Raw genomic sequence first — 22,346 nt, 5'->3', positions numbered from 1 at the left:
CCATGTCCTTCCTGATTTCCCTCGACGACGCGGCACCGGGCACGCGCCGTTCTTTCCTCTCCAAATCGGGCCTGCTGCTGTCCGGCGCCGCCGTGGCGCTGCTGGCGGGCGAAGATGCGCTGGCGGCGAAGACCGGCAAGGACGGCGAAGAAGACGTCCGCATCCTGAATACGGCGCTGGGCGCCGAACTGGAAGCCATCGCCGCCTACCAGCTGGGCGCGGAAAGCGGCCTGCTGAAAAAACCGGTGCTGGACCTGGCCGTGACCTTCCAGGGCCACCACAAGGAGCATGCCGACATCCTGGCCAAGACCATCGCCAAGCTGGGCGGCAAGGCCGTCGGCGCCAAGGAAAAATACGCTTTCCCGACCGAGAAGCTGAAGTCGCAGGCGGACGTGCTGCGCTTCGCAGCCGCGCTGGAGCAGGGCGCCGTCAGCGCCTACCTCGGCGCCGTACCGCTGTTTGGCAACCGCGACCTGGCCAAGGCCGCCGCCAGCATCCTGGGCGACGAGGCCATGCACTGGGCCGTGCTGCGCCAGGCCCTGGGCGAGGCGCCGGTGCCGTCGGCCTTCATGGTATGAAAAGCGCGCCCGTCCTCATGCTGCTGGCGCTGGCGGCAGGCTGCGCGCCAGCGCTGGCCGCGCCGCCCGGCGTGGTGGGCCGGGCGCAGGCCGGGCAGGCCGTGTATGAGCGCTGCCTGGCCTGCCATGCGCTGGAATATGACCGCACCGGGCCGCGCCATTGCGGCCTGTTCGGCCGCCGCGCCGGCAGCGTGCCGGGCTTTGCCTATTCTGCTGCGATGCGACGTTCGCGCATCGTGTGGGACCAAAAAACGCTCGACCTTTTCCTGGCCGACCCCATGAAGACGGTGCCCGGCACCAGCATGGGCTACGCCGGGGTCAAGGACCGCCAAGAGCGGGCCGACCTGATTGCCTTTCTGAAAATGAAGGGCCATCGCTGTCGCTGAAGTGTCGAAATTCTTTACATCTGGCGCGGGCGTAATTCACAGTTTCTTTTAGAATCATATGCTTGCGATCGCTGGAACAAATATTGCTTAAGAGACCCGCATTGTTCTTATAAACAATTTTAATTGATAATGAATAAACTTCTCTCCGCCGCCGTTGCTACCGCCCTGCTGTCGATGGCATCTACGTCCCAAGCCGCCCCGATCACCCTGACCGGCTCGATCGCCGACGGCAGCTGGATGGGGGCCGGCCAGCACGCCGGCATGTTCGACGGCAGTTCCATCCTGCCGCAGCATTTCAAAATCAACAGCGCATCGTTCACCTTCAACTTCTCGGACGACCAGGATTTGCTTAGCCGTGGCCAGGCGCAAACGACGGGCTTCTCCGCCGGCAACTATGTGCTCAGCAACAGCTATTACGATGGGTGGAATTACAGCTATACCTACGTCCGCAATAAGAACTACCAGCAGTCGGTGGCGCAAAGCGGCGAAACCGAAGGTGCGAGCCTGTCGCTGGCGGGCATCGGCGCAGGTAGCGGCGCGACTGCCCTGACCCAGTCCAGTGCGCAGAACACCACTCACGACGGGATGTCTTGGGAAGGCTATAGCAGCCAGCCGGGCTACTACCAATATTACAGCTGTGGCAACCGCTGTTCCGGCAGCTACTGGGTTTCGGGGTCTTATTCGAACTACTATGGCGACCAGTACACCCAGACCACCACCACCACCAAGGACTGGAATGGCAGTTTTTCCATTGCCGGGGAAATTTCCAATCAGGACATGCTGGACCAGCTGCTCTCAAGCCATAAGCTGGACTGGAACTTGCTGGTGAATGGTGACCTGAATTTGAGCAATGCGCGCCTGCAGCTCGATGTTGAAGAACTGGCGCCGCCTGCCAGCGTTCCAGAACCCTCGAGCATGCTGCTGACTGGGCTGGGCCTGCTTGGTCTGGCCGGCATGAAGCGCCGCAGCCGATCGCGGCCCTAAGCCTGGATGCCGGGTCAGCGCATCGAATTCCTCCACCCAGCGCGCCGCATTTCGGGCAAGGAGGAGTTCCACAGATACCTGTTTGAAGCAATGCTGGGGGGGCAATGGCGGCGCCAGGCCGTCGCCTTGCCGCCGGAAGACGAAGCAGCCTTGCTTGAATTGCTGGGCCGCTGGGTACGCGAAGCTGGCGTAAAGGATGAATTGGGAGTGCTGCGCCTGCTTGCCGTGCGCGGCGTGCTGCGCGACCTGGTCGGCGCGGCCGGTGCCCGGGTCAAACCTTTTTTGATGGATGTGCTCGCAATGCGCGAGGAGGATTTGCTTCACCCGCAGCAAATGCCGGGCTGGAAGCAATTGAAGCTGGCGGCCCTGGGAGATGCTTCGCTGCTGTCGGCGGAAGCGCTGGCCGAGTGGAGCGGGCACGATCCGATACATGCGCGGCTGGCCGCCATCGCCTGCCTCGACACCTGTCCGCTTGATGCCGGCGCGGCACGCGCGACGGCTGCCGCGGGCCGCTGGCTGATGTCGGTCGCGCCCGTGAAAATGCCGCTGCGCTATCTCGAGCAATGCCATGTATCTGCTTTCCACGTCAGCTACCTGGCCGACCCCGGGCGCCACGATTTCAAACGAGCCATCGTGCGCCACGCTGGCGCCCAGCTGCCTGCCGTGCCGCCAGCTTCTGCGCGTGCGCCGGTGGCCGGCAAGCCGCGCCTGACGATCGTCGGCGAGCTGCTGTTCCCGGGGCACGCCATGTTCCGCTGCTATGCGGGCCAGCTGGCGGGTTTGAAAGAGCATTTTCACGTGACCCTGCTTACAGACCAGCCGACGCGCTGCGCCGAGCATGCGCGCTTCAGCGACGAGCAACTGTATTTCCCGCCGCAGGAGCGGGACGTGGCGCGGCTGGCGCAGATGGTGGCCTCCACTGCACCTGACCTGCTGTTTTACCCGAGTATCGGCATGTGCTACTGGACTTTTGTCCTGTCCATGCTGCGCCTGGCGCCGCTCCAGCTGATGTCGGTGGGCCATCCTGCGCCTTCGTGCAGCGGGCAGATTGACGGCACCCTGGTTTTCCATGAACTGGCCACGGCGCCGATGCCGGAATACGGCAAGATGGCCTGCTTCGACGCGCAGGCGCTGCCGTCGCCGCCGCCCGGCGGCTGGCATGCACGGCCAAGACCGGCGGGTGAAGTCCGCACTGTCGCCGTCAACGCCGCCCGCATGAAGCTGACGCCCGATTTTCTTGACGTCGTGGCGCAGGTGCTGGCGTCGGCACCGCCTGCCACGCAATTGCACTTTTTCCCGAACGCCAGCGGCGCGGAGCTGCTGGCCCTGCGCCGCGAACTGCAAGGCCGCTTCCCGCAAGCCTGCGTCCATCCGACCATGGGCTACGCCGGCTATATGGACAAGCTGGCGCAAGCCGACGTGATCCTGCAAAGCTTCCCGTTTGGCGGCACCAATACAGCCATGGATGCGCTGGCGCTGGGTATTCCCCTGGTCTGCCTCGAGGGCGGCGACCTGGCGTCGAAAGTCGATCCTTTGCTGCTGGCCCGTGCCGGCTTGGGCGAGCTGTGCGCAAAGGACCGGGATACTTATCTTGCGCTGGCCAGCCAGCTGCTGAACTCCGAAGCCGAGCGCGCGCGCATCGGGACCCTGGCCAGGTCGGGCCTGGCGCAGCTCGCGGGACAGGACGCGCAAGGGCAGACGACGCTGGCCGCGGCCATCCTGCGCGCATGGCAGGAGCAGGCGTGAACCCCGCGCCCTTCCATGATCCGGCGCGATTCCCGTTTGTCGCCGAACTGGAGCGCCACTGGCAGGAGATCTACGCCGAATTCCTCGCCGTGCAGGACGCGCTGGGCGACTATGTCGAGGCGCAGCTGTATGACCACGGCTGGCAGGTATTCGGCCTGTGGAACCTGCCCCATCGCGAACCGCTCACGGAAGGCGTGCTGCGTTGCCCGCGCACTGCCGCCCTGGTCGAACACCTGCTGCCCGGGCATGGCGCGGTGGCGTTTTCGGTGCTGCAGCCGGGGGCCAGGATCAAGCCCCACCAGGGCAAGGCGGGCCCTTACCTGCGCTGCCACCTGGCGCTTGAAGTGCCGCCCGGCGATTGTGCAATCCGCGTCGCGGCTGAAACCAGGGGCTGGCAAGAAGGGCGCGCGCTGGTGCTCGACGATCGCCTCGAACACGAGGCATGGAACCTGGCTGCCGCGCGCCGCGTGGTTCTGCTGCTCGACTTTATTGCGTGAGCCTGATTTGCAGTCCACGCGTGCAGCGGCGATAAAAGGGCGTCGAAACCAGCGCATCGAGCCTGGTGCGGAAGCACTGCTCGCCCGGCTTGTCGGATCGTGCGGCCAGTTGCAGGCCGGCGCCGCCGTTCAGGCGCAAGGCATGGCCGTGCCGAGGATTGACGTAGCTGACCAGGGTATCGGCGCCGAACAACTGGGCAGCCAGCGCAATCAGGGCGCAGCCAAGCCGCGGCGGCAGCATGCTGCGCTGCCAGTGGCCGGCGACGATGACGCCGATTTCCAGCGTCCCCGCTGCGGCGGTCGGTTTGAGGATGCCGAAGCCGGCAACCCGGCCTGCTGCCCGGCCCAGCATGAGCAGCGGTGTCGCTCCGCTGGTGTGCAGCAGCGTGGCGTTGACCCAGTCGAGGTGGCGCGCCCGGTCGATGGCCTGGGCGCCCGGCATGAAGGGCAGCACGCTCGGATCGTTGCGGATCTCGAGCAGCGCATCGGCATCGGCGGCATCGAATTGCGTAAAGCAGACATCGCCGGCGGCAAAGCTGATACGGCCGCCGGCGCGGTGCCATGATTCCAGGCCGACTGGAAAATCTATAGCGAAGTTGGGACTGAGTATGAGTGGAACTGCGGCAACTGCATCAAGCAATTTGGACTCCTTCAGCATCGTCGATGCGCAGGGCGACGTGCTGCATACCGCCGATGGCCGAACCCTGATTGATTTGTTTACCGCGCATGGCACTGTGTGGCTGGGGCATCGCCATCCGGACGTGCGCGACGCGCTCCAGCGACAGCTCGACAAGGTATGGATCACCGGCGGCTACGCTACGCCCATGGTACAGGAAATGCGCGCGGCCATGAATGGCTTCCTGCCGGAAGGCTACCTCCTGGCCAGCCTGGCCTCGACCGGCATGGAAGCGAACGAACAGGCCTTGCGCATCGCGCGCACCCTGACGGCGCGGAACGGGGCCGTGGGGTTTGCCGGGGCCATGCACGGCAAATCCTTTTTCACCGCTGCCCTGGGCTGGGATAATGGCGATGGCCTGGCCATTCCGCAGGTGCACCGGGTACCCTGCGGCCGCGGCGTCGATGAGGCGCAGACGCTTGCCGAGGCTGGGGTGCGCCTGCGCCGCGGCGGGATCGCGGCAATTTTCGTGGAACCGGTCCATGCCACTTCCTTTGGCTGGGAGGGCGGGCCCGTCTTTTACCAGGCGCTAAGTGCTTTGGCCGCACAGCATGGAGCGTTGCTGGTGTACGACGAAGTGTTAACTGGTTTCCACCGGACCGGCCCCAGTTTCTGTTTCCTGCAGCACGGCGTGCGGCCGGACATTATTGTGTTCGGCAAGGCTTGCGGCAACGGTTTTCCGGTGGCCGGCGTGGCGGTACGGGACGGTATCGCGATTGCGCCGCGCATGCTGTTGGGCAGCACCTTCTCCAACAATGCCTTGGCAGCGGCAGCGGTCAAGGCGACCTTGTCCTGCCTGAGGGCGCTTGAGCCGGAGGCCCGGGTGCGGGCGATCGAAAGCACGGTGCAGCAGCAGCTGTTGCCGGCGCTGGCCGAAGGCCCCATTGTCCTGAGCGGCAAGGGCGCAATGTGGATTCTGACTTTCCCGACAGCTGAACAGGCGGCGGCCTGCGCCAGGGCTGTACTGGGGGCGGGGGTGTGTATTGGCTTTCATAACCGCCAGCTGCGGCTGCTGCCGCCTGTCACAATCGCGCCGGCGAACCTGCGGCTGGCATGCCAAAAGATAGCCGAGTGCTGTATGCTCGTCTCATGACTAGCGCACTGGAACGCCTGCCCGAGCTTTTGCTGGATGCCGTCTTCATGGTGGAAGAGGGCGGGCGTATTGCTTTTGTCAATCCTGCCTGCCGGGCAATTTTCGGCTATGCGCCGGAAGAAATGATCGGCCGCGTCATCCTCGACTTCATCCACCCGGACGACAAGGAGCGCACCATTGCCGAAATGGGCCATGTGCTGAATGGCCGCCCCGGCCTGGGCTTCGAGAACCGCTACCTGCGCAAGGATGGCAGCGTGGCCCACATCATGTGGACCGCGCGCTGGTCGCCGCAGGATCGCCTGCGCATCGGGGTGGCGCGCGATGTCAGTGAGCGCAAAATGGCGGAGCTGCGCCAGGCCGGCATGCTGTCCCTGGCGACGGCAGCCCACCGCGCCGAGGCGCTGCCGGAACTGTTTCGCGCCTTCGACGAGATCCTGCGCGACCTGCTGCCCTTGCGCGGCATGGTGGTTGTGCTGCAGCCGGGCGAGCGCGTTGCCTATGCCAGCGCGCACGAGGACGCAGCGCCGCACGAGGCGGCCGGCTGGCGCCACGTTACCCTGCCGGCCTCCGGCATCGCCTTCGGCGAGATGCGGCTGGACCTGCAGCGCCCGGGCGCCCTGTCGGCGCAGGAAATCGACTTGCTGGAATTTGCCGCCGGCCAGGCCGGCGCCGTGATCGAAAGGCTGGCGCTGCACGCTGACCTGTCGCACGCGGCGCGCTACGACGAGCTGACCGGCCTGCCCAACCGCCGTCTGTTCCAGGACCGCATCCTGTCGGCCATCGCGCGCTGCCGGCGCGGCCAGTCGCGTGGTGCCTTGCTGTTCATCGACCTGGACGATTTCAAGCAGGTCAACGATGAGCACGGCCATCTGGTGGGCGACCAACTGCTGCATGCGATAGCGCGCCGCATCACCTCCTGCGTGCGCGAGGCTGACACCGTGGCGCGCATCGGCGGCGACGAGTTCGTGGCCCTGCTGGAGAACGTGGCCGACCTGGCCCAGGCCGAGGCGGTGGCTGGCAAGATCCGGCAGGTGATCGCCACCCCGCTGGCGCTGTCCGGCCGCACCTTGCAGCCGCACGCCAGCATCGGCATCGCTCTGTATCCCGAACACGGCGAAGTGATCGACCAGCTGATGCGGCATGCCGACCAGGCCATGTACGCCGCCAAGGCCCTGCGGAAAGCCACGGCGGCCTGATACCGCATCCCTGACTCGACACCATGCACAATGCCGCGCCGGAAGGCACGGAAAGCCCGACTTCAGCGGCATGCGCACCGCCATGCAGGAAATGCCGCCGCAACTCATCGGCACGCTGCGCCCTGCGCGCTGCAGACGCTGAAGTGCTTGATTGCCGCTAGGCAAAAAAACGACCCTGGTTCCCAGGCTGGGTTATCATTGCTGACTTATGTGGCGGCGCAGCAAGTTTGTCATGTGACAATATGTCATTAATGTTCATTTGAATATGCTGCGGCGCGAATATTTTGTAGTAGATTGATAATTTGCAGGCTTGATATACTGCGCCGATTTAACTGTTTGGGAGGGTTGGTGGACCAACTAAATGCAAAAAATGTTGGTGGACCAGCCAAGGTCGCGATTCTGCTTGGAACCTACAACGGGCAGCAGTACCTCGCTGAACAACTTGACTCGTTCGCGATTCAGACGCACGACAACTGGGCGGTCTGGGCTTCGGACGACGGCTCAAGTGACGCCACCAGGACGATTCTTGAAGGCTACCAGTCCAAATGGCCCGCCGGGCGTCTGTCGCTCCTTTCCGGCCCAAAAGCGGGCTTTGAAGCCAATTTCCTGGCGCTGATTTGCAATAAAAATATCGAGGCTGATTATTATGCCTACTCGGACCAGGACGATATTTGGGAAGCGGAGAAACTGGAACGTGCGGTGCACTGGCTAAAAAGCGTTCCGTCCGATATGCCGGCATTATATTGCGGACGCACCAGGCTGGTGGATGGCGATAATAAGGAAATCGGTTTATCCCCATTATTCAGCAGGCCCCCATGTTTTGCCAACGCCTTAATCCAGAGCATTGCGGGCGGTAATACCATGGTGTTCAATCAAGCCGCGCGGGCTTTAATGCAGGTGGCAGGTCAGCAATGTTCGATTATTACCCACGACTGGTGGACATATATGGTGGTAACCGGTTGTGGCGGAAAGGTCTTTTATGACGAGGTACCGACCCTTCGCTATCGGCAGCATGGAGCGAATGTCATCGGTATGAATGATGGGTGGCGGGCGCGGTTCAAGCGCCTGGGAATGCAATGGCAGGGCCGCTTCCGGATTTGGAACAACGTCCATATCGAGGCTTTGGGCCGATTGGATAGCAGGCTGACAGCGGAAAACCGCGAAATACTCAGGCAGTTTGTCGCGGCGCGTAAGATGTCCTTACTGCCGCGCTTGTTCAATTTGAATCGCAGCGGCGTGCATCGCCAGACCCGGCTCGGCAATATCGGCCTGCTGGCGGCTGCCATCTTTAATAAAGTCTGAGCACATTACATGAAGATCCTGGTTACTGGCGGAGCAGGCTATATTGGTTCCCACACCTGTGTGGAACTGATTGAGGCCGGGCACGAGATCGTGGTGTTCGATAATTTCAGTAACAGCCACCCGGAAGCATTGGCGCGAATCGAGCGCATCACCGGCCGTCGGCCCACGCTGGTGGAGGGCGATATCCGTGACCAGGCTGCCGTTGCAGCGGCCTTGCGTCGCTACCAGTGCGAGGCGGTGGTGCACTTTGCCGGCCTGAAAGCAGTTGGCGAGTCGGTTGAACAGCCTCTGGCCTACTATGACTGCAATGTGATTGGCACCCATCGTTTGCTGATGGCGATGCGTGACTGCGGCGTGCGCACCCTCGTTTTCAGTTCTTCGGCGACCGTATATGGCGAACCGCAGCGCCTGCCCCTGACCGAGGATCATCCGCTTTCGGCAACCAATCCATATGGCCGCAGCAAGCTTTTCATTGAAGACATGCTGCGCGACGTTTATCGCGCCGACCCAAGCTGGCGCATTGCGATCCTGCGCTATTTCAACCCTGTAGGCGCGCATGAAAGCGGCCTGATCGGCGAAAATCCGCAGGGCGTGCCGAACAACCTGATGCCTTTTGTGGCGCAGGTGGCGGTTGGCAGGCGTGAATTCCTGAACGTTTGGGGCAACGATTACCCGACCAGCGACGGAACGGGCGTGCGCGACTATATACATGTGGTGGACCTGGCAGCGGGGCACCTGAAGGCCTTGCAGCGGCTCGACGCGCCGCAATGCACTGCAATCAATCTCGGCACCGGCAACGGTTACAGCGTTCTGGAGGTGGTCAAGGCTTTCGAAAGCGCCAGCGGGCAGGCAATTCCGTATCGCATCTCCCCAAGGCGCCCCGGCGATGTGGCGGTTTGCTATGCCAACCCGGACAGGGCCGAGCGCGACCTGGGCTGGAAGGCGGAGCGGGGCCTGGAGGTCATGTGCCGCGATCATTGGAATTGGCAGAAGCAAAATCCGAAGGGGTACGACTGAGATGGCCAGGTGGTTTACTTGAGGCGGGCGAAAGCCTAAATTGCAATGTGCATGCCAGTTTGGACTGGTTTGCCGGCACTTGTGTCAAGATGTTAGAATATTGGCCAAATTTTCAATGGCTTGCAGAATGTTCGTGCTGGGTTTTGGTGGTCGGTAGGTCCCATTCCAGCGAAAGAAATAAGTTTGGTGGGCTAATGTGCCTCCAAGCGAAGAGGTCTCTTTATTATGGATGTTAACGACGCTCTGCCAAAAGTGGCAATTTTGCTTTGTACGTATCATGGACAACATTATTTGTCAGAGCAACTGGACTCCATTGAAGGGCAAACGCACAGAAATTGGGAAGTGTGGGTATCCGATGATGGCTCGCACGACAATACGCACACGATCCTGGAGCGTTACCAGGAGAAGTGGGGGAATGGGCGTATTTCCATTAATTATGGCCCTGCGGAAGGATTCGTTTCGAATTTCCTTTCCTTGGCGTGCAGGAACGATATTCAGGCTGAATTTTATGCATTTTCGGATCAGGATGACATTTGGGAGGCTGATAAATTGCAGCGGGCGGTAGCATGGCTGCGCAGTGTTCCCGAGGGTGTTCCGGCGCTGTATTGTTCGCGCACCCGCCTGGTCGATGCAGGGAACCGCGACATGGGCCTGTCGCCTCTGTTTTCCAAGCCGCCCAGCTTTGCCAATGCTTTGATCCAGAGTATTGCCGGCGCCAACACCATGGTGTTCAACGACGCTGCGCGCCGCCTGCTGTGTAAGGCAGGGGAAAATGTGGAAGTGGTCTCGCATGACAGCTGGGCCTATATGGTGGTGACAGGCTGCGGAGGCGTGGTGAATTACGATGCCTATCCCTCGCTGCGTTATCGCCAGCATGACAATAATGCTGTCGGTACGAATTCGACCTGGGCCGCACGTCTGGTGCGCATTCGTATGTTGTGGCGGGGGCACTTGCGCACCTGGAATGACCGTCATTTGGTAGCATTGCAACATTTGCATCCCCACCTCACGCCGGAAAGCCGCCACACGCTGGATTTATTGGCCCAGGCCAGAAAGCGGTCGTTGGTGCCACGGCTGATTGGTTTGAAGAAATCCGGTATTTACCGCCAAACACTATTGGGCAATCTCGGCCTACTAGCGGCGGCAATTTTTAAGAAGATCTGACAATATGACTATTTTGGTAACCGGCGGCGCCGGCTTCATCGGTAGCAACTTCGTCCTCGACTGGCTGGCGCAATCTGACGAGAAAGTCGTTAATATCGACGCCCTGACCTACGCGGGCAACCTGGACAACCTGCGCAGCCTGGAAGGCAATGCGAACCATGTATTCGTACGCGCCGACATCGGCGACAAGCAGCGTGTTGCGGCCCTGCTGGCTGAACACCAGCCGCGTGCGATCCTGAATTTTGCTGCGGAAAGCCACGTTGACCGTTCGATTCTCGGCCCTGGCGAATTCATCCAGACTAACATCGTCGGCACCTTCAACCTGCTGGAAGCTGCGCGCGCCTACTGGGGCGCCCTGGAAGGCGAGGCCAAAGCCGCCTTCCGTTTCCTGCACGTGTCGACTGACGAAGTGTACGGGTCTCTGGAGCCGGATGCGCCGGCCTTCACCGAGCAGCACCGTTATGAACCGAACAGCCCTTACTCTGCCAGCAAGGCGGCCAGCGACCACCTGGTGCGCGCCTACCACCATACCTATGGCATGCCGGTGCTGACCACCAATTGCTCGAACAATTACGGTCCTTACCATTTCCCGGAAAAGCTGATTCCCCTGGTGATCCACAACGCGCTGTCGGGCAAGGCCTTGCCAATCTATGGCGACGGCCAGCAGATCCGCGACTGGCTGTACGTCAAGGACCATTGCAGCGCCATCCGCCGCGTGCTGGAAGCGGGCGTGCTGGGCGAAACTTATAATGTCGGCGGCTGGAACGAGAAGGCCAACCTCGATGTCGTGCACACCCTGTGCGCCATCCTCGACGAACTGCAGCCCCGCAGCGACGCGCAGTCGTACAAGACCCAGATCACCTTCGTCAAGGACCGTCCGGGCCACGACAAGCGCTACGCCATCGACGCGAGCAAGCTGGAACGTGAACTGGGCTGGAAGCCGGCCGAGACCTTCGAGACCGGCATCCGCAAGACCGTGCAGTGGTATCTGGCCAATGCGGACTGGGTGCAGAATGTCACCAGCGGCAATTATCGCAACTGGGTCGAGAAGCAATACGCATGAAGATCCTCCTGATCGGCAAGAATGGCCAGGTTGGCCAGGAGTTGCAGCGTACCCTGCTGCCCTTGGGAGAGCTGGTGGCGCTGGGCCGCGATGGGCTGGACCTGGGCGACCTGGCTGCGGTGAAGCAGGTGCTTGCGCAGCAAGGCGCCGACGTCATCGTCAATGCCTCGGCCTATACGGCGGTTGACCGCGCCGAGGCCGACGAGACCGGCGCGCTGGCGGTCAACGCCGCCGCCGTGGCCGCCATGGCCGAGTACGCCAGCGCCCATGGCGCCTTGCTGGTTCATTACTCGACCGATTACGTCTTTGACGGCGACAAGGATTCGCCGTATGTGGAAGACGACGCTACCGCGCCGCAAAGCGCCTATGGGCGCAGCAAGCGCGCCGGCGAAGAAGCCATCCTGGCCAGCGGCTGCCGGGCCCTGGTGTTCCGTACCAGCTGGGTGTTCTCTGCCCACGGCGGTAATTTCATCAAGACCATGCTGCGCCTGGCTGGTGAGCGCGACAGCCTGAACGTGGTTGCCGACCAGATTGGCGCGCCGACCTCGGCCGAGCTGATCGCCGATGTCACGGCGCTGGCGCTGGCGGCTTACCGCCGCGGTGCCTTGGCCGGCGGTATCTACCACCTGACTGCGTCGGGCGCCACCAGCTGGCACGGCCTGGCCAGCTATGCGATCGAACGCGCCAGGGCGCGCGGCGCGGCCATCAAGGTTGATCCGGCGCAGATCAAGCCGATCCCGACCGAAGCATACCCGCTGCCGGCCAAGCGGCCAAAGAATTCCCGGCTTGACACCAGCAAGCTGAGCGGCGCCCTCGACCTGCAGCTTCCAGACTGGAAGATCCACGTCGATCGCCTCATTGAACAACTTTCCTGAACGGACAAAGAATGAAACGCAAAGGCATCATCCTCGCCGGCGGCTCCGGCACACGCCTCCATCCTGCCACCCTGGCGATCAGCAAGCAGTTGCTGCCGGTGTTCGACAAGCCGATGATCTATTACCCGCTCAGCACCCTGATGCTGGCCGGTATCCGCGACATCCTGATCATCTCCACGCCGCAGGATACGCCACGCTTCCAGCAATTGCTGGGCAACGGCGAGCAATGGGGCCTTAAGTTGGAATACGCCGTGCAGGAATCGCCCGATGGCCTGGCCCAGGCTTTCATCATTGGCGAACGTTTCCTGGATGGCGCGCCGTCGGCACTGGTGTTGGGCGATAACATTTTCTACGGCCACGAATTTCAGGACTTGCTGGGCAATGCCATGGGCCGCACCGAGGGTGCCAGCGTGTTCGCCTACCACGTGCATGATCCTGAGCGTTACGGCGTGGCGGAATTCGACGAGCAGCGCCGCGTGCTGTCGCTGGAAGAAAAACCGTCCAAGCCGAAGTCGAATTATGCAGTGACCGGCTTGTACTTCTACGACAACCAGGTTGCGGAACTGGCCAAAAGCCTGAAGCCATCGCCGCGCGGTGAACTGGAAATCACCGACCTGAACCGCTTGTACCTTGAGCAGGGCAAGCTCAATGTCGAGATCATGGGGCGCGGCTATGCCTGGCTCGACACTGGTACCCATGAATCGCTGCTCGAAGCGGGCCAGTTCATCGCCACCCTGGAAAACCGCCAGGGCCTGAAGGTCGCCTGCCCAGAGGAGATTGCCTTCCGTCAGGAATGGATCGGCGTTGAACAGCTCGAAAAGCTTGCCCGTCCGCTGGCCAAGAATGGCTATGGCCAGTACTTGCTGCGCATCCTGGAAGAGAGGGTGTACTGATGAACGCGACCCGTTTGCGCATTCCTGATGTCGTTCTGTTCGAACCGAAAGTATTCGGCGACGAGCGCGGTTTTTTCCTGGAGAGCTTCAACCAGGCCCGCTTTGATGAAGCCGTTGGCCGCAGTGTTACCTTCGTCCAGGATAACCACTCGCGCTCGCTGAAAGGTGTGCTGCGCGGCCTGCACTACCAGATCCAGCAACCACAAGGCAAGCTGGTGCGTGTGGTGTCCGGCACCGTGTTCGACGTGGCAGTCGACTTGCGTAAGAGCTCGCCAACATTCGGCCAATGGGTCGGTGAAATCCTGAGCGCCGACAATAAGCGCCAGTTGTGGGTGCCGGAAGGCTTCGGCCATGGCTTTGTCGTACTCAGCGACAGCGCCGAATTCCTGTACAAAACGACCGACTATTACGCGCCGCAGTATGAGCGCAGCATTGCATGGAACGACCCCGAGTTGGCCATCGACTGGCAGCTCGACGGCGCCGCTCCAGTCTTGTCGGTCAAGGATGCGCAGGGCAAGGCCTTGCGCGAGGCCGAGGTATTCGACTGATGCAAGTGTTCTCAATCTCACCGCGCGTCATGCTGGGGAGCCTGTGGCAGCACCGTGCCCTGACGCGCGCCTTGGTCCAGCGCGAAGTGGTGGGGCGCTACCGCGGCTCCATTATGGGGCTGGTCTGGTCCTTCCTCAACCCGGTGCTGATGCTGTTGATCTACACCTTTGTGTTCAGCGTGGTGTTCAAGGCGCGCTGGAGTGCCGGCAGCGATTCCAAGACCGAGTTCGCGCTGGTGCTATTTTCCGGCTTGCTCGTGTTCAATTTCTTTGCCGAATGTTTTAACCGGGCGCCGGCCTTGGTCCTGCAGAACGTCAACTACGTCAAGAAGGTGGTGTTTCCCCTGGAAATACTACCTTGGGTGTCGCTCGGTGCGGCCCTGTTCCACGCGCTGATCAGCACCCTGGTCTGGTTGCTGGCGTACTGCCTGCTGAACGGCGTGCCGCACCCGACGGTGCTGCTGTTTCCGCTGGTGTTGCTACCGCTGATGCTGTTTACGCTGGGCGTCAGCTGGGCCCTGGCTTCGCTGGGTGTGTACCTGCGCGACGTGGCGCAGTTCATTGGCGTGCTGACCACGATACTGATGTTCCTTTCACCGATTTTTTACTCCGGCAGTACGCTGCCGGAGGAGTACCGGGGGCTATTGATGTTCAACCCGCTCACGCCGGCCGTCGAGCAGGCGCGTGAAGTGCTGTACTGGGGGCGCGTACCGGACCTGGTTGAGTGGGGCTATTATCTGCTGGGTTCGGCAGTGATGGCCTGGCTCGGTTTTGCCTGGTTCCAGAAGACCCGTAAAGGATTTGCCGATGTCCTCTGAAATCGCAATCCGTGTCCAGAACCTGAGCAAGTGCTTCCAGGTATATGCCCAGCCGCATGACCGGCTCAAGCAATCAATCCTGCCGCGCCTGCAGCGCGCGGTAGGAGCCAGTCCGAAGAAATACCATCGCGACTTCTGGGCTTTGAAGGATATCTCCTTTGACGTCAAAAAGGGCGAAACGGTCGGTATCATCGGGCGCAACGGCAGCGGCAAGTCGACTCTGCTGCAGCTCATCTGCGGCACCCTGAACCCGACTGGCGGCAGCATGGAAACCCATGGCCGCATCGCGGCCCTGCTGGAGCTGGGCTCCGGCTTCAATCCGGAATTTACCGGCCGCGAGAACGTCTACCTGAATGCAGCCGTGCTCGGCCTGAGTCGCCAGGAGACGGACGCGCGCTTTGCCGACATCGCGGCCTTTGCCGATATCGGTGACTTTATCGAGCAGCCGGTGAAGACCTATTCCAGCGGCATGATGGTGCGGCTGGCATTTGCCGTGGCCATCAATGTTGACCCGGAAATCCTGATCGTCGACGAAGCCTTGTCGGTTGGCGACGAGCTCTTCCAGCGCAAGTGCTTCTCGCGCATCGAAGCGATCCGCGCAAATGGCGCCACGATCCTGTTCGTTTCGCATTCGGGCTCCCAGATCGTCGAACTGTGCGACCGCGCCGTTTTGCTCGACAGTGGCGAGAAAATCGCCGAGGGCATGCCGAAGCAGATCGTCGGCCAATATCAGAAACTGCTGTATGCGCCGGCCGACAAGCGCAGCGCCCTGCGTGAACAGATTCGCTTAGGGGGGCTGCGGAGCAACGTGGGCGAGGCGGACGGCAGCACGTCCGTCGCGCCGGAAGACGTGGCGCAGGAAGATACCAGACTGAGCGAGTCTTATGACCCGAGCCTGGTGCCGAGCAGCACCATCGAGTATGAATCTCATGGTGCTTACATTGAAAATGCGCACATCGTCGACCAGCGTGGGCGGCAGGTCAATTCTCTGATCGCCGGCAAGCGTTATCGCTATCGGTATGAGGTGCGTTTCGACCGTAGCGCCAATAATGTGCGCTTCGGCATGCTGATCAAGACGGTGTCGGGGCTTGAACTGGGCGGCGCGCAGTCGGCCATTGCGCTCAAGGACTGCCTGGCCACAGTGGCCGCCGGGACCGTTTATCGTGTCGAGTTTGCCTTTGTCGCGGCCTTGAACACGGGTACCTATTTCCTGAACGCAGGAGTAATGGGCAGCACTCATGGGGATGATGGATACCTGCACCGGCTGATCGACGTGGCGATGTTCCGCGTGATGCCTGACAGTTCGAGATTGTTAACTGGAATTATGGACTTTTCCTGCGTGCCGGGGATTGAAGAGGTGGTTGTAAATGAAGCATAGTCAAAATCGTTTAGTGGTGGTGCTGGGCATGCATCGCAGTGGCACCAGCGCCATCACGCGCGGCCTTGGATTGCTGGGAGTAGGACTAGGTAGCAATTTGCATCCGGCTGGCTTCGATAATCCCAAGGGTTTTTGGGAAGACAGCGGCGTGCTGGAAATTAATGAAGAGCTGCTGACACTGCGGGCTTCGGCTTATGACCGCCTGGCTCTGGCACAGCAGTCCTTGCCCGCCAGCCCGGAACTGAGCCGCCTTAAGCTGAAAGCGGCACAACTTGTGCAGGAGCGCCTGGCTGCCGGCGCGGGCATCTGGGGCTTCAAGGACCCGCGTACCTGCCGCCTGCTTTCGTTCTGGCTGGAGATTTTCGCCGCCACCGAATGCCGTGTGAGCTTTGTCATTGCCCTGCGCAACCCGGCCAGCGTGGCTGCCTCGCTCGGCAGCAGGAATGAAACGCCAGCCGAGAAATCGTACTGGCTCTGGCTGCAGCATATGTTGCCGGCCGTGCTGCAAAGCCGCGGCATGGAAAGAATTGTAGTGGACTACGATGCGTTCATGGACGCGCCTTATGCGCAGCTGGCAAGGATTGCCAAGGCCATCGATTTGCCGCTGCCAGCGCCTGAAACGTCGGAGGTACGCGAATTTGAAAGCGAATTCCTGGAGGCTGGGCTGCGCCATACGCGTTTCTCGCTGCAGCAACTGAAGCTCGATAGTCGCGCTCCCGCTGCAGTTGGCGAGCTGTACGGCTTGCTCTCAGCGGTAGCGCGCGATGAAGCGGCGCTCGAGGATGAAGCAGGGCAAATGCAGCTGGCGGCCCTGGATCGCGGCTTGTGCGGGACCGCTGCACTGGTCGACTATGCCAATGCCCTGGAAGATGAGCGGGCCCGGCTCTGGCAGGATATAGCCGAGCGCGATAGCGGTTTGCAGGCCTTGCAGGCAACATTGGCCGGCCAGGCCGCGCAGCATGAAGAGCAGTTGGTGGCGCTGCACTTGAAAGTGGGCGAACGCGACCGCAAGGTCGAGGAACTGGGACTGGCGCTGACGCAGCAGGCCGGCCAGGTGGCTGCGCTCGAGCATGATAAGTCGGAACGCGACGCCCAAATCACCGCCCTGCATCTCAAAGTTGGCGAACGCGATAGCCAAATCGAACAAATGCATGTCGCGCTGCAAGAGCGCGATGCGCAAGCCAATGCCTTGCGGCAGACACTGTCTGCTGCCGAACAGTTATCTGCCGCCGCCCAGGCACAAGCTGGCGCCTTGCAGCAGAAACTGGCTGCCGCCGAGGAGGCATCTGCCGCCGCCCTGGCGCAAGCTGGCGCCTTGCAGCAGCAACTGGCTGCCGCCGAGGAGGCATCTGCCGCCGCCCTGGCGCAAGCTGGCGTCTTGCAGCAGCAATTGGCTGCCGCCGAAGAAGCATCGGCTGCCGCCCTGGCACATGCCAGCGCCGGGCAGCAGAAAATTGCCGAAGCCGATGCCGCGCACGCCGAAGCTTTGGCCCAGGCCATCGCCGACGGCAATGACCGGGTCAGCGCCTTGCAGCGGCAAATGGCCGAAGCGGAATCGGACGGCGCCAGCCTGATGGCGCTTGCGATTGCCGAACGCGACGCCCAGATTGCAGCGCTGCGCCAGCAGCTGGTGGAAGTCGATACCCAGACTGCCATTGCAACTGCGCAAAGCATGGCTGCGCGCGAGCAGCAGTTCCAGGACTGCCAGGTCAAGCTGAGCGAACACGAGGCACAAATCTTCGAGCTGCACCAGGCTGTCGGCGCACGCGATAGCGAGATCGCCGGCCTCAAGCATGAATTGCGCACCCAGCATGAGCAGATTGAGAACATCATGCAGAGCTCGTCCTGGCGCCTGACCAAGCCCTTGCGCGCTGCCCGCCGCAGCTTAACGCTCACCTCTTCGCCGATGTTGCGCGGGATGCTGTCGGATCGGGCGCGCCAGGCGTGGCGCCACTTGCCTATGTCGGTCAGCAACAAGCAAAAACTCAAGAGTGCCATTTTCCGCGGCGTGCCATTCCTGTTCCGCCACACGCTGGCATACCGTACCTGGGCCAATGGCCAGCGCGGCGATACGCGCGCGGCCAGCCCGGCATTGCTGGCGCAAGCGCGCCCCAATGTGCTCGAACCGGTGACCTATGTGCCCTTGTTGCAGGCCAAGCCTTTGCCGCAGCGGCAGGCCAAGTTGATCTGTTTCTATTTACCGCAGTTCCATGCCTTCCCGGAAAACGATGCCTGGTGGGGCAAAGGCTTTACGGAGTGGACCAACGTGGTGCCGGCGCAGCCGCATTTCGAGGGTCATTACCAGCCCCATGTGTCGGGCGAACTGGGCAACTACAACTTGCTCGATCCGGCAGTGCAGCGGCGCCAGGTGGAACTGGCCAAGCTGTATGGCATTGAAGGGTTCTGCTTCTACTTCTATTGGTTCGCAGGCCATCGCCTGATGGAACAGCCGATTCGCAACTTCATGGAAGACAGCGAGATCGACTTGCCGTTCTGCCTGTGCTGGGCCAATGAAAACTGGAGCCGCCGCTGGGATGGCCTGGACAGTGAGATTCTCATTGCGCAGGAACACAGCCCGGAAGACGACCTGGCGTTCATCGCCCACATGGCCGATTATCTGAAAAGCACGCGCTATATCCGCGTCGATGGCAAGCCGCTGCTGCTGGTGTACCGCCCGAGCCTGCTGCCTTCGGCCGCCGAGACCGCACAGCGCTGGCGCAACTGGTGCCGCGACAACGGCATCGGTGAAATCTACCTGGCCTACACCCAGTCGTTCGAAGTGGAAGACCCGGCCAAGTACGGCTTTGATGCCGCGATCGAATTCCCGCCAAACAATTCGGCCCCGCCGAACATTACTGATACCGTGGTCCCGCTGCGCGACGATTTCGCCGCCACGGTCTATGACTGGCGCGTGTTTGTCGAGCGTAGCGAGCAGTATAAACAGCCTAACTACAAGCTTTACCGCAGCGTGTGCCCGGCCTGGGACAACACCGCGCGGCGCAAGAACCGCGGCACTATCTTCCAGAACAGTTCGCCAAAGCTGTACCAGCGCTGGCTGGAAAATGCGATCAATTACACAGTCCAGCAGAGCCCGGATCCGGACCAGCGCCTGATCTTTGTCAATGCCTGGAACGAATGGGCCGAAGGCGCGCACCTGGAACCGGACCAGCGCTACGGCTATGCCTACCTGCAAGCCACGCGCGATGCGCTGTCGGCCACCAGCAACCAGCAGCTGGGCTCCTTGCTGCTGGTGACGCACGACTGCCATCCGCATGGCGCCCAGTTCCTGATCCTGGAAACGGCAAAGGAGCTGCGCGATTGTGGCTTCAAGGTTTACATCCTGGCTCTGGGCGGCGGCCGCCTGCTCGACGATTTCATTGCGGTGGGCGACACCCTGTGCGCGGAAGCGGCCGGCCCGGAGAAGACTGCCGCCTTCCTGCAGGCGGTCAGCTCCGCTGGCGCGACCAATGCCATCACCAGTACCGTGGTCAGTGGCAGCGTGGTACCGCAACTGAAGCAGCTTGGCTTCAAGGTACTCAGCCTGATTCATGAGCTGCCTGGCGTGATTCGCGATATGCAGCAGGAAAGCAACGCCGCCTTGATCGCCGCGCACGCCGACAAGGTGGTGTTCCCGGCCGACCTGGTGCACCAGAAGTTTACCGAGATCGCCGCAGTGGATGGCGCGCGCGCACTGGTGCGCCACCAGGGCGTGGTGCGCAAGAACCCGTATAAACAGCGGCGCGACGAGGCGCACCGCCTGGTCTGCGCCAAGCACCAGTTGCCGGTCGACACGGAGATTGTGCTCAGCATCGCCTATATGGACCGCCGCAAGGGCCCGGACCTGTTCGTTGAGATGGCGGCCGAGGTGCTGGCGCAGCGTCCGAATACCGCTTTCATCTGGATCGGCCACGCTGACCGCGACATGGAACGCCAGGTGCAGCAGCGCATTGCAGCTCTGGGCCTGCAGGACAAAGTGATACTGGCCGGCTTCGAACGTGATCCCTTGATGTATTATGCGGCGGCCTCGGTCTATGCGCTGACTTCGCGCGAAGATCCATTCCCGAACGTGGTGCTTGAATCGGCCGAGGCTGGCACGCCAGTGGTGGCGTTTAGCGGCACCACTGGCGCAAGCGACTTCATCGTAGCGCACCAGGGCTTGCTCGCCGAGCATCTTGATACGGCAGACTTTGCGCGCAAGGTGGTTCAACTGCTGGCCACGCCGGTCAGCGTAGCCGCGTCCGACGTTTCGCTGCGCCGTTATGCACTGGACCTGGTGCACCATTTGAACGGCATGCCGCGCGTATCCGTGGTGGTACCCAACTATAAATACGAGCGCTATATTGGCCAAAGGCTCGACAGTATCTATTCGCAAGCCTATCCGGTATATGAGGTGATCGTGCTGGATGACGCCTCGCCGGACGGCAGCGTGGCAGCCATTGAGGATTATCTGGCTGGCCACAGCCAGGAGGCGCGCCTGATTGTCAACGAAGCCAATTCGGGCTCGGTGTTCCGCCAATGGAAGAAGGGCGTGGACGCCTGCGCCGGCGACCTGGTATGGATTGCCGAGGCCGACGACTTGAGTGAACCTGGCTTCTTGCAGGAACTGGCCACTGCGTTCGCCGACCCACAGCTCATGCTGGCGTACTGCCAGTCGAAGCAGATGGATGCGGCGGGCAATATCCTGGCCGACAGCTACTTGGAATATACGCTGAGCACCTCCGACTGTTGCCTGACCGATTACTTCCGCGACGGCAAGGAAGAGATCGTCAAGTCGATGTGTATCAAGAATACCATTCCCAATGTGAGTGCAGTGCTGATGCGCCGCCACGCGCTGCAGCGGACGCTGGACGAGCTGGCGCAGCAGTTGTATGGGATGAAAGTGGCCGGCGACTGGCTGGTGTACCTTCACATCATGATGCAAGGCAAGGTCTGCCACAGCAAGAAGCCGCTCAACCTGCACCGCCGCCACAACAGCAGCGTTACCGGCGCACTGGCAGTGGCACGCCATATCGATGAAATCATTGCCATGCAACAGGAAGCGATGCGCCTTGTGCCGCCGTCACCTGCTGCAGTGGCCCAGGCGCAGGACTACCTCAACCAGGTCTGCGACCATTTCAAGGTGGCACGTCGGCGGGATGTCCATCGCGAGGGCGCCTATGCCGCATAACAAGGCCGTTATTCTCGGGGCTTCCGGCTTCATCGGCGTCAACCTGGCGCATGCCCTGGTGCGCCAGGGCCATCAGGTGGTGTGCTTTGCGCGCACAGCCTCGCCTGACTGGCCGCCCGAGGCCGAGCAGGTGATCGGCGAATTCGCCGACCTGCCGCCGCAGTTGCTGGCTCACCTGGCTCAAGCGGTGGTGTACCACCTGATCGCATCCGGCCGCCCGTCGCCGAACACGGCAGGCGCGGCGCAGGAGGCGATCGACGACATTGGCACCACTCTGCGCTATTTCGAGTACTGCCGCGAACGTGCCGTACGATGGGTCTTTGTGTCTTCCGGCGGCACTGTGTATGGACATACCAGCGAGGACATGCTTGCCGAGCTGGCACCCAACCACCCGATCTGCTCATACGGCGTGGTGAAACTGGCGATCGAGCAATACCTCGCCCTGTACCGCAGGCTGCATGGCACCGATTATGTCGTGGTGCGTCTGGCCAATCCTTATGGTGCCTGGCAGCGCCCGCTGACCGGGCAGGGTCTGGTAGCGACACTGCTGTACAAGGTCCTCAAAGGGGACTCCATTGAGGTCTGGGGAAATGGTGAGAACGTGCGCGATTACATCTATATCGATGATGCAGTCGATGGCCTGCTGGCTGCCGCATCGCACGGCGAAAGCGGCGAGACTTATAACCTTGGCACCGGCGTCGGTACGTCGATCAACCAGTTGATCGGGCTGATCAAGCAAACGCTGGGTGTCGACGTCGCAGTGCGCCATACTCCCGCCAGGGCTGTGGACGTGGAACGGAATGTATTGCAAGCAGAGAAGCTGGCAGCGGTATCCGGATGGCAGCCGCAGACAGGGCTGGTCGATGGCCTTTTGCGGACGGCCACATGGATCAAGAGCCATGTCCTGTAGCGGCGATGAATTGAAAGATTATTTCGTAAATATAAGTGAGAAAAATGTTGCGTGA

Annotated in this window: 19 protein-coding genes; 18 read left to right on the top strand and 1 reads right to left on the bottom strand. The window is 61.7% G+C overall.

From position 1 onward, the window contains the following. The first annotated feature begins 2 nt into the window (after positions 1 to 2). From GM658_RS26310 to GM658_RS26290, 5 genes are all read left to right on the top strand, one after another. On the top strand, positions 3 to 578 hold the full coding sequence (locus GM658_RS26310; RefSeq protein ID WP_155457081.1) for a ferritin-like domain-containing protein: 576 nt from the start codon (positions 3 to 5) through the stop codon (positions 576 to 578). Continuing rightward, positions 575 to 964: a c-type cytochrome gene (locus GM658_RS26305; RefSeq protein WP_155457080.1), complete on the top strand. Its 390-nt coding sequence runs from the start codon at positions 575 to 577 to the stop codon at positions 962 to 964. Before GM658_RS26310 ends, GM658_RS26305 begins: the two co-directional genes overlap by 4 nt. A gap of 129 nt (positions 965 to 1,093) precedes the next feature. Then, on the top strand, positions 1,094 to 1,948 hold the full coding sequence (locus tag GM658_RS26300) for a PEP-CTERM sorting domain-containing protein (RefSeq protein WP_155457079.1): 855 nt from the start codon (positions 1,094 to 1,096) through the stop codon (positions 1,946 to 1,948). 6 nt (positions 1,949 to 1,954) lie between these two features. After that, positions 1,955 to 3,694 carry an O-linked N-acetylglucosamine transferase family protein gene (locus GM658_RS26295; protein WP_155457078.1) on the top strand — a complete coding sequence of 580 codons (1,740 nt, stop codon included), beginning with the start codon at positions 1,955 to 1,957 and terminating at the stop codon, positions 3,692 to 3,694. Then, on the top strand, positions 3,691 to 4,191 hold the full coding sequence (locus GM658_RS26290) for an aspartyl/asparaginyl beta-hydroxylase domain-containing protein (protein ID WP_170298993.1): 501 nt from the start codon (positions 3,691 to 3,693) through the stop codon (positions 4,189 to 4,191). The genes GM658_RS26295 and GM658_RS26290 overlap by 4 nt, the downstream gene beginning before the upstream one ends. Here the strand turns inward: GM658_RS26290 and GM658_RS28950 are convergent. Further along, positions 4,181 to 4,831 (bottom strand): GNAT family N-acetyltransferase, encoded by a 651-nt coding sequence (locus tag GM658_RS28950; protein WP_170298992.1) that lies wholly within the window; start codon positions 4,829 to 4,831, stop codon positions 4,181 to 4,183. The two genes, GM658_RS26290 and GM658_RS28950, sit on opposite strands and share 11 nt — an antisense overlap. A 1-nt stretch (position 4,832) precedes the next feature. Here GM658_RS28950 and GM658_RS26280 point away from each other — a divergent pair, with 1 nt between their 5' ends. The 13 genes from GM658_RS26280 (at position 4,833) to GM658_RS26220 (ending at position 22,291) form a co-directional block, all read left to right on the top strand. After that, positions 4,833 to 5,960 (top strand): aminotransferase class III-fold pyridoxal phosphate-dependent enzyme, encoded by a 1,128-nt coding sequence (locus tag GM658_RS26280; protein WP_170298991.1) that lies wholly within the window; start codon positions 4,833 to 4,835, stop codon positions 5,958 to 5,960. Beyond that, entirely contained in the window at positions 5,957 to 7,156 is a 1,200-nt protein-coding gene (locus GM658_RS26275) for a diguanylate cyclase domain-containing protein (RefSeq protein WP_211841945.1), read from the top strand. The genes GM658_RS26280 and GM658_RS26275 overlap by 4 nt, the downstream gene beginning before the upstream one ends. A gap of 348 nt (positions 7,157 to 7,504) precedes the next feature. Then, complete coding sequence (locus tag GM658_RS26270) at positions 7,505 to 8,458, top strand: glycosyltransferase family 2 protein (protein WP_371865289.1); 954 nt, start codon at positions 7,505 to 7,507, stop codon at positions 8,456 to 8,458. Positions 8,459 to 8,467: 9 nt separating this feature from the next. After that, positions 8,468 to 9,475, top strand: a complete 1,008-nt coding sequence (galE, locus tag GM658_RS26265; RefSeq protein ID WP_155457072.1) for a UDP-glucose 4-epimerase GalE — start codon at positions 8,468 to 8,470, stop codon at positions 9,473 to 9,475. A gap of 225 nt (positions 9,476 to 9,700) precedes the next feature. Then, entirely contained in the window at positions 9,701 to 10,639 is a 939-nt protein-coding gene (locus GM658_RS26260; RefSeq protein WP_155457071.1) for a glycosyltransferase family 2 protein, read from the top strand. A 4-nt stretch (positions 10,640 to 10,643) separates the two neighbouring features. Beyond that, positions 10,644 to 11,702 carry a dTDP-glucose 4,6-dehydratase gene (gene rfbB, locus GM658_RS26255; protein ID WP_155457070.1) on the top strand — a complete coding sequence of 353 codons (1,059 nt, stop codon included), beginning with the start codon at positions 10,644 to 10,646 and terminating at the stop codon, positions 11,700 to 11,702. Beyond that, positions 11,699 to 12,577, top strand: a complete 879-nt coding sequence (gene rfbD, locus GM658_RS26250) for a dTDP-4-dehydrorhamnose reductase (RefSeq protein ID WP_155457069.1) — start codon at positions 11,699 to 11,701, stop codon at positions 12,575 to 12,577. Before rfbB ends, rfbD begins: the two co-directional genes overlap by 4 nt. 11 nt (positions 12,578 to 12,588) lie before the next feature. After that, entirely contained in the window at positions 12,589 to 13,470 is an 882-nt protein-coding gene (rfbA, locus tag GM658_RS26245) for a glucose-1-phosphate thymidylyltransferase RfbA (protein ID WP_155457067.1), read from the top strand. After that, entirely contained in the window at positions 13,470 to 14,018 is a 549-nt protein-coding gene (gene rfbC / locus GM658_RS26240; RefSeq protein WP_155457065.1) for a dTDP-4-dehydrorhamnose 3,5-epimerase, read from the top strand. The genes rfbA and rfbC overlap by 1 nt, the downstream gene beginning before the upstream one ends. Then, a complete protein-coding gene (locus GM658_RS26235) occupies positions 14,018 to 14,836 on the top strand; it encodes an ABC transporter permease (protein WP_155457063.1) in 819 nt (272 codons plus the stop codon). Before rfbC ends, GM658_RS26235 begins: the two co-directional genes overlap by 1 nt. Then, complete coding sequence (locus GM658_RS26230; protein ID WP_155457061.1) at positions 14,826 to 16,214, top strand: ABC transporter ATP-binding protein; 1,389 nt, start codon at positions 14,826 to 14,828, stop codon at positions 16,212 to 16,214. Before GM658_RS26235 ends, GM658_RS26230 begins: the two co-directional genes overlap by 11 nt. Continuing rightward, positions 16,204 to 21,381, top strand: a complete 5,178-nt coding sequence (locus GM658_RS26225; protein WP_155457059.1) for a glycoside hydrolase family 99-like domain-containing protein — start codon at positions 16,204 to 16,206, stop codon at positions 21,379 to 21,381. The genes GM658_RS26230 and GM658_RS26225 overlap by 11 nt, the downstream gene beginning before the upstream one ends. After that, complete coding sequence (locus tag GM658_RS26220) at positions 21,350 to 22,291, top strand: NAD-dependent epimerase/dehydratase family protein (RefSeq protein ID WP_170298989.1); 942 nt, start codon at positions 21,350 to 21,352, stop codon at positions 22,289 to 22,291. The genes GM658_RS26225 and GM658_RS26220 overlap by 32 nt, the downstream gene beginning before the upstream one ends. Positions 22,292 to 22,346: the final 55 nt, after the last annotated feature.

It is taken from the genome of Massilia eburnea (genome assembly GCF_009720745.1).
Taxonomy (GTDB): domain Bacteria; phylum Pseudomonadota; class Gammaproteobacteria; order Burkholderiales; family Burkholderiaceae_D; genus Rugamonas; species Rugamonas eburnea.
The sequence above is the reverse complement of the archived record's forward strand: the minus strand, read 5'-3'. Positions and strand labels throughout refer to the sequence as shown.